The organism is Myroides odoratus, assembly GCF_001549985.1.
GTDB lineage: Bacteria > Bacteroidota > Bacteroidia > Flavobacteriales > Flavobacteriaceae > Flavobacterium > Flavobacterium odoratum_A.
Genome location: NZ_LROZ01000027.1, coordinates 1 through 12,193 on the forward strand (window position 1 = coordinate 1; position 12,193 = coordinate 12,193).

At 39.4% G+C, this 12,193-nt stretch carries 3 protein-coding genes; 1 reads left to right on the forward strand and 2 read right to left on the reverse strand.

Going from position 1 to position 12,193, the window contains the following annotated elements:
- The first annotated feature begins 9,227 nt into the window (after nt 1-9,227).
- Nucleotides 9,228-10,799 (forward strand): hypothetical protein, encoded by a 1,572-nt coding sequence (locus tag AWV75_RS17410; RefSeq protein ID WP_231738186.1) that lies wholly within the window; start codon nt 9,228-9,230, stop codon nt 10,797-10,799.
- 204 nt (nt 10,800-11,003) lie between these two features.
- Here the strand turns inward: AWV75_RS17410 and AWV75_RS17415 are convergent, their stop codons facing one another.
- Together AWV75_RS17415 and AWV75_RS17420 are read right to left on the reverse strand one after the other, a co-directional pair.
- A complete protein-coding gene (locus tag AWV75_RS17415; RefSeq protein WP_060875560.1) occupies nt 11,004-11,534 on the reverse strand; it encodes a GNAT family N-acetyltransferase in 531 nt (176 codons plus the stop codon).
- Complete coding sequence (locus AWV75_RS17420) at nt 11,534-12,145, reverse strand: FMN-binding negative transcriptional regulator (protein WP_060875561.1); 612 nt, start codon at nt 12,143-12,145, stop codon at nt 11,534-11,536. Before AWV75_RS17420 ends, AWV75_RS17415 begins: the two co-directional genes overlap by 1 nt.
- Nucleotides 12,146-12,193 lie beyond the last annotated feature (48 nt).

Sequence of the window (12,193 nt, forward strand, 5' to 3'; positions counted from 1 at the left end):
GCAATTATCCGTTGCTAATGCGGGAATTACTACGGCTAAAATTGCACCTGGGGGTGCTAAGCAGTTGTTGGTAACGGACGAAAATGGCACGGTGAAATGGGTTGATGCATCGGATGAGGTTATTCAAGAAGCTTTTGAGTTTAATGAAAAAGTTACCCTATTAGTAGATGGAGGCGATGGAACATTTATTTATTACAATGAAAAGGGTATTGATACTGACGGAAATCCCATTACTGGGCGAGGCGTAAAATTTGATGCCAATACGTTGCGTATTGAAAAAACAGCAGATAATACGTATGCCTTTTTCGATAAGTCTGATGATACAACACCGATNTCAAAATGATATTTACACTGCTGTAGCTGCCCAAGGAAAAGCGGCTACAGCGGCTGATGGATCAATTCAAGTGGACAATGGCGATCAAGCAGTATTAAATGCCATGCAACTATCCGTTGCTAATGCGGGAATTACTACGGCTAAAATTGCACCTGGAGGTGCTAAGCAATTGTTAGTTACGGACGAAAATGGCACGGTGAAATGGGTTGATGCATCGGATGAAGTTATTCAAGAAGCTTTTGAGTTTAATGAAAAAGTTACCTTATTACTAGATGGAGGCGATGGCACATTTACCTATTATAATGAAAAAGGTATTGATGCTAACGGAAATCCCATTACAGGGCGAGGCATAAAATTTGATGCCAATACCTTAAACATTAAAGAGAGAGAAGGAGCATCAGGAAAGGGAATTTACGACTTTTACGACGGAAAAACATCTCAACAAAGCCCCTTAATGACGATTAATACACGTGCTAACGCTATTATTTTTGAAAATAATTCAACGTCGATTCCGGGGGATAATCTTCAGGACGTTGTAAATCAACTTATTACCAAGATAGAGCAAGCGCAGGGTACGCTTTCCCCCATACTTGGAGAAGGAATTTTAATCAATGATCAGTCTCAAGTAAATGATGCCGTATTAAAGGAACTTACGTTGAGCTTGGCAGACGCTGCTGTAACAGAGACCAAATTAGCGGATGAAGCAGTAACCTCGTACAAATTAAAAAATAAAGCGGTTACCTTAGATAAGATTAACCCAGGAACAGACCGATATATTTTAGTAACCAAAGAAGGAAAAGCCCAATGGGTGCCAGCTACGGATAGTATTATACAAGAAGTAGTGAAACAACATGAGGTGATTACGCTTATTGAAAACAACGGAAACGGGACGTATTCGTATTACAATGAGAATGGTATTGATGCTACGGGAGCACCGATTCCTGCTAATGGTATACTCCTAGATGCAAATACATTGAGTATTTCAGAACAACCAAAGGGAACCTACATCTTTACTGATGGTACGTTTACACAAACGGGACTGCCGTTAGCTACTATTGATATTGCAGGAACAGTCATTGACAATATTACTGAAATATTAAATGATTCAACGGTTCAACAGGATATTTATACCACAGTTGCTGCGCAAGGAAAACCTGCGACAGCAGCAGATGGTTCAATTCAAGTGGACAATGGAGATCAAGCGGTATTAAATGCCATGCAACTATCTGTTGCCAATGCAGGAATAACAACGGCTAAGATTGCTCCAGGAGGTAACAAGCAATTATTAGTGACCAAGGAATCAGGTACTGTTGCTTGGGTAGATGTAACAGATGAAGTAATACAAGAGGCCTTTGCTTTCAACGAAAAAGTTACCCTACTCGTTGATGGGGGGGATGGGACTTTTACCTACTATAACGAGAAGGGTATTGATGCTGATGGCAATCCAATTACAGGACAAGGCGTAAAATTTGATGCCAACACGTTGCGTATAGATAAAACAGCAGACAATACCTATGCTTTTTACGATAAATCCAACCCAACAACCCCTATAGCTGTTATTGATGTGGCGGGAAGTGTGATTGAAAATATCACCGAAATCTTAAATGATACTACTGTTCAGAATGATATTTATACAGCAGTAGCCGCACAAGGAAAGGCGGTTACTTCACCAGATACCTCAATCACAATAGGCGGAACGGCAGATAAAGCGACACTTCATGCATTGGAGTTGAGTATTGCAACGGCTGGGGTTTCTACTACTGCCTTAGCACCCAAAGCCGTAACAACAGAAAAGATTCAAGGGGGAACACAAGGACAATTTTTGGTTACACCTACAGATGGCGTTGCTCAATGGATGAGTTTAGCAGATGATCCAATTAAAGAAATTTTAGCATTAAATCAGACCATTACAGAATTGATTGATCACGAGGATGGAACGTTTACCTACTTTAATGAGGGAGATTACGATGCCAATGGCCATCGAAAACCAACTGCAGTAGGAACGACATTCAGTGCTAATACGTTACGTGTAGCGGAACTCAATGACCCTCAATCTGGTCAAGCAACTGGCATATATGCCTTTTATGATTTGTCACAAGAGGATCCTATTGCAACGATTAATGTAGCAGGAACAGTCATTGAAAATATTACAACCATCCTCACGGAAGAGGAAGTACAGAATCAAATTTTTGCTACAGTAGCAGCAAAAGGAAAAAAAATACACAGCAATGACAATTCCATTGCAATCACAGGTGGAAATAAAGCAGCACTTAGCGAGGTCATTGTCAACATTCAACAAGAAGGAGTAAAAACCAATCATCTAGCATCCGGTGCCGTTACAACAGACAAAATCAATGCAATAGGGGTAGACCCAGGCGCTGTTTTGACTGCTGATGGATTAGGTCAGGCAGCTTTTGAAACGCCTTCAAACGTTGTTAGACCTGCCATGCAAGGAGACCTAGAAGGAGAAGCTGGTGTAATTAACATTGTTGGAGGAGGTGAAAATGTGCTATTTGGCGATACCACAAAAAAGGTAACCATTGCCATTAATTCAGGTGGAATAACAGGTACGCATATTGGATCTGAAACTATTGGAAATCAAAATATTAAAAACAAAACAATTGCAGCTCAAAAGCTAGATGCAACGGGAGCCACCGTAGGCCATGTTGCAACGGTAAATACAAATGGTACAGTTAGTTATCAACCCGTAACCCCTGCAATTATTGGAAATAAAGGTGATATCACAACCGATGGAATTGTTTCTGTAAACGATGGTATAGGGAAAGTATTGGATGATGTAGTTTTAGGAATTAATGATCAGTCTATTATTCCGAGTAAATTAGATGCTACTGGAGCTATAGAAGGCGCTGTTGCAATGGCAAATGGGAATGGAACCGTAACATATAAACCATTGGAAGCTACGGCTATTACGGGTACGGGAAATATTACAACAGACGGAATTGTAACTGTTGATCATGGTACAGGAAAAGTGTTAGCCGATGTTGTACTGGGAATTGAAGATGGAGGAATTACCAATGATAAAATAGCCTTAAATACGGTAACAATAGATAAATTATCTGCAGGAAGTGAACAAGCCAATCGCGTGTTAGTGATTGATGAGAACCGAGAAATAAAATGGGGAGAATTAGATGATATCGTAACCGATGCGGCAGGTAATTTAACTACGGATGGTATTATTGAATTGCAAAATGGAGATGGAGTTAACTCTCTTTTTAACGATGTAAAACTAGGAATTAAGGAAGGAAGTATTACCAATGCTGAATTACAAGATCAAACCATTCAGATCGAAAAATTGAACAGTGCAGGGGCCATTTCGGGTATGGTTATGGTTACCAACGCCAATGGAGGGTTTACTTACGTTGATCGAGAGAGTATTGTACAAGCAGGAGAAGATTTAACCTTGAGTAATGAGCTGGAATTCCTAGCAGGTAGTAATGGAATTTCTGCCGTACTCGCTGATACCAAAATTGGAATTAAGAATCAAGGAATAACTGAAGATAAATTAGCGGATGGTGCAGTTACAACAGCTAAAATTTCTGCTGTAGGAGCAGATGAAAATGCCGTATTAACTGCAGACGGATTAGGAAATGTAGCCTATAAAAAAATTAACCCGACTGCTTTTGAAGGCGCAGAAGCTGACCTGAAATCTGATGGCTCTATAACAATTCCACTAAATAACAAAGCTGTTTTAAAGGAAACAACGATTGCAATTGCGAATCAAGGGATTGAAAACAAACACATTAAAGATCAAACAGTTACTGCAACAAAGATTGATGCACAAACTTCTGCTCTAGGTGCCGTATTAACAGCAGATGGAAGTGGAAATGCAGTTTTTCAGCGCTTAGAAGAAGTGGCCTTAACGCAAGGACAAGCCGTAACTTCATCTGATGGATCTATTGCTGTACCTCAAGGGAATAAAGCCGCTTTACAAGCGGTGGATATTAGCGTGGCTGATGGAGGAATTACCAATGAAAAAATAGCTGCCAAAGCCGTGACAGAAGACAAAATAGGAAGCAATAAAGCTGCTGGTTTTGTTTTGACTTCTGATGGACAAGGTGGCGCTGAGTTTAAAACACTGGGCCAAGTTATTGGCAATAATGGAAAAGCTATCGTTGGAGAAGCTGCTATTGCTGTGACAGGCGGTGAGCATGCTGCCTTAGCTGATGTAACCTTAGATGTTAAAAATGGAGGAATTACAGCAGCTAAATTAGCCGCTAATGCTGTTACGACAGATAAATTAAAGAATGGAGCTGTCACAGCGACCAAAATAAGTGGGGATGCTCCAAATCAAATCTTGGGAACAGATGGTACAGGCGCTGTAAAATGGATGAGCTCAAATGATCCTATTTTGCAAATGATCGTTAGTGCAAACGAAAAATCAACCCAACTCGTTGATCACCAAGACGGAACATTTACCTACTATAACGAAGATCAAATAGAAGCAAATGGTGCATTGAAACCCAATGCAACAGGAGTGAAGTTCAATGCCAATACGCTGAGTATTGACACCTCCACAGCAGGGATTTTCGTTTTCAAGGACAAAGCAAGTGATGTAGCTTTAGCTACAGTAAATACCCGTGCAAAAGCTATTATTTTTGAGGATAATTCGGTAGTGGGGTATACCAATGTGGAAGAGGCGATTACGCAAATTAACCAAAAAATAGAAGCTCTAGAACAATTGGAGATTGCTAAAGCGCCATTATCTGGAAATGGAATCTTAGTTAACGGCAATGCAAATGTGGCAGATGCTGTTTTCACTGCCGTAGAATTGAGTATTGCAGATGAAGCCGTATCTCCTGCTCAAATGAAAGGAGGTAATCCAAAACAACTTTTGATTACCAATGATTTAGGTAAGGCAGAATGGGTAGATGCCACGCATGAAATTATTGAAGAGATTGTTCAAACACAGGAAAAAGTAACCCTTATACAAAATAACAATGACGGTACATTTACCTATTTTAATGAAAATGACGTTAACAATACTGGAGAAATCATTGGGAATGGAGTAACCTTTGATGCCAATACCCTGCGTATTGATACAACGGATGTAGGTACGTTTATCTTTTATGATCAAGCGACGGATACTCCCCTTGCTACTATTGATGTAGCTGCAAGTGTGATTGAAAATATCACCGAAATCTTGAATGAATCAACCGTTCAAAATGATATTTATACCACTGTAGCAGCACAGGGAAAAAAAGTAGAAGGAGATAGTGCTATCGCAGTTACAGGTGGTGAAACTGCCGCTTTAACTGAAATGGGAATTGCATTAAGAGATCAAGGAGTAACAACTTCTAAGATTAAAAACTTAGCAGTTACCGCTGATAAATTATATGCTGGAGAAAATAAAGCGAATCATGTTCCTATCGCTCAATCTGATGGAAGTGTTGTCTACCAACCAATGGCTGCCGTTGTAAATGGAAAAGCACTAACGGTAGATACCTCACTGGCTATTATTGGTGATGCCTCAAAAGCAGTATTACAGCCTTTTAGCTTACAGGTGAATGAAAACGGAATTGAAACCAGTCACATTCAGAACCAAGCGGTTACTGTAGAAAAGATAAACGCTGTCGGTATTGATAAAGGAGCAGTGTTAACGGCTGATGGATCTGGTAATGCTGTATTTGCGACTGCTGAGGAAGCAGTTACATCAGTCATGCAAGGTGATTTAGTTGGCGCTGAGGGATTAATTGTCGAAGGCGGTGAAAATGTACTATTTGGCAATGAAGAGACCAAAGCAATCGTTAAAATCAACAATGGAGGAGTACAAGGTAGACATATTGGCGCAGCCACAATTGCGAATAATCACTTGGTTGATCATACAATTGAAGCAGCTAAATTAAATGCAGGTACGGGGGCAGACAATAGAATTTCAGTAGCTAATGCGACAGGAGAGGTGGCTTATCAAGTACTATCAACAGAGCTATTCGCTGAAAAAGGAGATATTACAACAGATGGTACAATTACGGTTTCTGAAAATGGGGTAGGTAAAGTATTAGCTGATGTTGAGTTGGGAATCAAAGACAGTTCCATTCAAGCAACTAAGTTAAATGCCAACAATGCACCAGCTGGAGCTGTAGCAACAGTTGGAGCTAATGGGGTGTCTGTTTCTTTTGAACCTTTCACTGCAGGACAACTAGCCAATAAAGGAAATATTACAACGGATGAAGCCCTTACTGTGACAGAAGATGGAATTGGAAAAGTGCTATCTCATGTGACCTTAGGGGTAAAGAATAAAGGAATTACCACAGCAAAATTAGCAGATGGAGCCGTAACGAATACCCAACTAGGTGAACAAGCGGTTACCGCAAATAAACTTTCTTCTGAAGGAATTAGTGCACAAAGTGTGCTGTTAAGTGGTGAAAATGGAACCGTTTTTTGGGGAGAATTGGGTGAAATTGTCGATTTAACAGCAGGTAATTTAACCACCGATAACATCATTCAACTGTCTGGCGATGGGGAGCGAACGCTGTTAAAAGACGTAAACTTGAGTATTGCCAATAACAGTATTACCAAAGATAAATTAAACAGTGCGACCATAGCACGTGATTACATTCTTGTTACAGATGGTTCTGGAGGGTTTGACTATGTCCTAAAAAGTGCGGTGCAAGCAGGGGGGGAAGATTTAACCTTAGGTAGTGGTCTTGCGTTTACTGGTAATACAGATGGATTAAATGCTGTTTTAGCGCCTACAACAATTGATATTAAAGAAGGAGGAGTAGGAACGGATAAACTTCAAAATGCAGCCGTAACTGTTGAAAAAATGAATGCGGGTCAAGCAGCACCCAATGCGGTATTGACGGCCCAAGGGGATGGAACGGTATCGTATAAGCTATTGAGTAATACGGCATTTGATGGACAAGGGGTTGATTTAGTAGCGGATGAATCTATTGTCGTGACAGCAAATAATAAAGCATTACTTCAGGAGGCAACAATTGCAGTAGCTTCATCGGGAATTGATAACAAACACCTCAAAGCGCTGGCTGTAACAGCAGATAAAATAAGTTCTGTTGTAGCAGAAACGAATACACCCAATGGAAGTATTTTAACATCCGATGGGCAAGGGAACACACAATTTCAATCGTTAGGTGTTTTGGCAACTGCGGCAGGAAAATCCTTAACTTCTACAGATGGTTCCCTACAGATTCCGACAAATAAAGCAACCCTACAAGATGTGACCATCAACCTTGCTGAAAATGGTATTAAGACCAAACATGTCATGGATCGAAATATCACGGAAGCCAAAATAGGCACATCAAACAAAGAAAGTGGGTTAGTATTAACGACTGATGGACAAGGAGGGGCTTCCTTCCAAAATGTAAACGATGTAGTTGTAGCCAATGGTAAAGCCCTACAAGGTGGAACTGGCATTACAGTATCGGGTACTGGAGCCAATCAAGCTTTATTACAAGACGCAACCGTAGCCATTAGCAATGGAGGCGTAGGATCAACTCAATTGGCAACAAATTCTGTAACCACAGTTAAGATTGCAGACAAGAATGTAACAACAAGTAAAATTAGTTCGAAAGTCGGAAGTACAAATGCGGCACCTGGTTTAGCTTTAACAGCCGACGGTAGTGGAGGGGTAGTCTTTAGTCCAGTAACGAGTTCTTCAGGCGACTTAAGTGGATCTGCTTCGATTGCTGTGACGAATGGAATTGGAGCTGTTTTGCAAAATGCAACAGTCACAGTGAAAGACAACGGAATTAAAACAGCCCAACTAGATGATCATGCAGTGACCACAGACAAGATTATAGCAGGTGCCGTTACAAGAGAAAAAATTGGAAATGACGCCATTAACGATGATAAAGTTCAAAACGCATCCCTTTCGGGTTCTAAATTGAAAGAGAATACAATTACCACAAGTAAACTACAAGCGGAATCTGTAACTGATGTGAAGATCAAAGACGATGCAGTAATCACGTCTAAAATTAAAGACAGCGCAGTTACAACGGATAAAATCAATAATTTAGCCATTAACAACAACAAAATTGCCAACAATACGATTTCAGGAGGGAAACTAATTAATGGGGCGGTTGTTACGGATAAAATAGCAGATAAGGCAGTAACAAAAGCCAAAATGAGTGCAACTGGTGAAACAGTAGGCCATGTTTTAACAGTGGAAGCTGGGGGTAGCGTTGCTTTTAAAGCGCCTACTGGTCAAAGTATAACCAAAAAAGAATTAAAAGGCAGCTCCACAATCAAAGTAATCAATGGTCGAGATGCTGTTTTAGAAGAGGCAACCCTGGATATTAACTCCGGGTCTATTAAAAGCAACCATTTGGATTATGCTGCTGTGGGTTCTGAAGAATTAGCAAATTATTCGGTAGGTAACAAACACATCCAAACTGAGGCAATTACTTGGGATAAAATTAGTTCTGTTGATGAAGATGATAATCATACCCCAGATGGTTATGTACTAACATCTGATGGAAGTGGAGGTGCTACATTCAAGCCAGCCAAAGGGGGCGGTGGAGCGTCTTTCTTTTATTCCCCTTCTTTTGTTGTAGAAATCATACCAGGAGAGCGAGGAGAAGAAAACGTATACATGATTTACAAAAATCAATTTACAAATGCCATTAGCTCTAGACGTACAGCCTCCTTAGATATTTATGACGCTGATGAATTGGATTATTTCATTGTGTATTACGATGATGATGTATTTGAAGACGTGAGTATCAGTGAAACAGGTGTATTAAAATACAAAGTGCAGCGCTATGCTCAAGTGACCACCCGTAGTTATTTTAATGTAGTGATGAAACTTAGAGAAGACTAATACAGTGAACCTGCCTTATAGGATAAGGCAGGTTATTTAACTTAGTTGAAGTTGTTGCATGCAACAGTAGATTAGTCTAAACGAATCGTGTTAATTATGATAAAAAATACAATACAATATACGCTTAGTCTTGGTATCGCTCTTTTGTGTACCACCATAGCCATAGCGCAAACCCAAGACAGACCTTTTCCCTACTTTTTACCCTTGACTGGTACGACAGCTCCCAGTGAAATTGGGGAGTATCTCTCGGATATTGCTCCTACAGGAAGAGACCGTTATACCTCTCAAGGCCTTGTATTAACACAAGATGAAGATGAATTTTCATTTAGTGGATTTTACCTCAAAGATGTTGAATTCCCCGCCAATTATGGATTAATTGTAGAATTTCAATACGCCATGGTAGATGGAAAAAAATACGATGATAAATACGGGGATGGAATTAGCATGTTTTTGTTCGATGGAACCAAAGACTTTGAGATTGGAGCCCCAGGTGCAAGTTTGGGTTATGCCAATAAAAATTCAGTAGGAGGAAATCAACCGGGATTAAATGGAGCCTATTTGGGGTTTGGATTGGATGTTTTCGGAAGTTATAAATTAAGAGGAACCAATTCAGGCGAACGTCGAGAAGGAATTTCGGGTATTGACTTTACCAGACCTGGGGATCATATTACCCTAAGAGGTGGTCAATACAAAAATGATCGTTACAAAGGATATCCCGTAGTATTTACGGAACAGGTTTTATATGCGAGTTTAGGATCTGATGGAATTGCCCATGCTGAACTCGACTATAACACCGGAGATTATACGACAGATTCCTACAGCTATTCTGTTGGAATAAACGAATTGAGAACAGGATATTTCTATGGAGATGTCTATGATTTTAATCGAGTAGTAGTAACCCTTATCCCCATCGATAATGGAAATGGGGGAATGAAGGTATCTCTAATCATGTATGATAAACGAAATTTTTATAAAAATCCGCTTAACAATTTTATTTACCCCAATTCCTTTAAAACTAGAGATGAGAGTGGAAACTTATACACCTTTGAAACTAAAATCCCTGATGTCTTTCACGTGGGATTTGCCGCAGGAACAGGAGGAGCTACTCAAACTCAAATTATTAAAAACGTAAAAATAGATTTACCTTATGCTCCTGAAACAAAAGATAAAGAAATGTTGCTGTGCCTAACCAACGGAGATGACAAAGAAAGTTATTCCCATATCAAAGAGCCCTTTAATGGGGATCGATTTTATATGGGAACCGTAGACGCCCCCACAGGTAGCGAGGATGGGTCTACGGTTGATCGAATGTCTTTTCGCTTTGAAGATGAACATGGTTTTGATATTACTACTAGAACCTATATCGAATATAATAGTCGAATTATCGAATACGATCAACCTGGAATAGGGACATGGCAGTATCAAGCAGGGTTATCAGGTTATTCTAGTGATCTCTATTTTGAACCCACTACGAATGATGTACCAGAAGGGGATTATGTCGTTTACTTTTCAGCGAAGAGTAAAGATGATGGCCTTGATGGGCCTTTCTCGCATCACGTGTACCGAAGCAGACCTACAAAAGTAACCCTCAAAGCAAGATGGTGTAAGTCTGTTGTGAATCCGAATTTACCTATTCGCGTAATCGAAGAAGAGGAAGAGGAAGAATAGCAAAATAAGCATAGAAATAAGGCTGCCAATTGGCAGCCCTATTTCTATATCATGGTGGGGGTAGCGCTAAATTTAAGCTACTTTTGAGACGTATTAATTAGTTGTAACTATTGTGTGGTGATGTTTATAAAAGAAAGTTATGAGGCGGATTTTAAAGGCGCAGATTGATACCTATTTGTGAATAGAATCGTCTTTTTATTTTTGCTACGCATCGAGTTTTACAACTTTTCTCATCATAATATCAATTTGTTCATCATCACCTAGTTTGAAAATGTGTTTGTCAAATTCAACAAAGCCATTCTTTTGATAGAAGCGAATCGCTCTTGGATTTTCTTCCCAAACGCCCAACCACACATAGTCTACCTCATTTTGATGAGCCACCTGCATCGCTTTTTCATAGAGGAGCTGTCCGACCTTTTTACCGTGGTAGGCTTGTAAGACATATATCCGCTCGATTTCCAGTGCGTTGTTATCTTGTAATTCTGTCTGAGAGGATCCAAAATTAACCTTCAAGTACCCAATTACCTTCTCATCTAATAAAGCAAAGTAAAAGGCTGAATTTGACAAGGCTAGCTCTGCTGTTAGTTTCTCTTCAGAAAAACTTGTATCGAGATATTGCTCCATATCTTCTTTCGTATTTCCCTGTGAAAATGTTTCGTAAAACGTTTGTCTGCTAATCTTTTGAAGGGGTTTACTATCGTGTATCGTTGCTTTTTTAATAGTTATATTTTCCATTATTTTTCTTCGTTTTTGATGAAACTTGCTAATTCTTTCTCTATTGTATTTTCGCTATGTTCTAGATGGTTTACAATGCGTTGTTTTTCAATTTTAGTTTTATTTTGACTCAATTTTTTTTGTCCTTGTAAATCCGTAACCTCTATTTCAAAGGCAACAATACCGCTCATCATTCCTTTTTTAAAACGATCAGACAGGCTTCGCCACTGTGATAAGTAGCTTGCTTCATAGTATTGTATCATTTGCTCTAAGGCTTGTATTTTTTCAACTTCCCCAGAAATAATTTTTGCCTTTCCGTAAGCGTGTACTGCAATATAATCCCAAGTCGGTACACTTTCTCTTTTATCATAATGGATAGGTGAAATATACGCATGAGGTTCACTAAAGATAATCAAAGAAGTATTGTTTTCGATGTAATTAGCTTGTTCATTTGCAAGGGCAAAATGAGAGCATAAGGTTAGTTTCTCCGAATTCTCATTTATATAAAAGGGTAGCTGTGTTGCAATTGGAAGGCCTTCTTTTACTGTGATTATAGTAGCAAAACTATATTGCTTAATAAAAGCAATTTTTTCTTTGTCGTTTTCGAACTTGAAAAGATGGGGTGTATACATTTGTTTACTTATTTAGCTATGCAAATTAATGTTCAAAATGGCTTATAT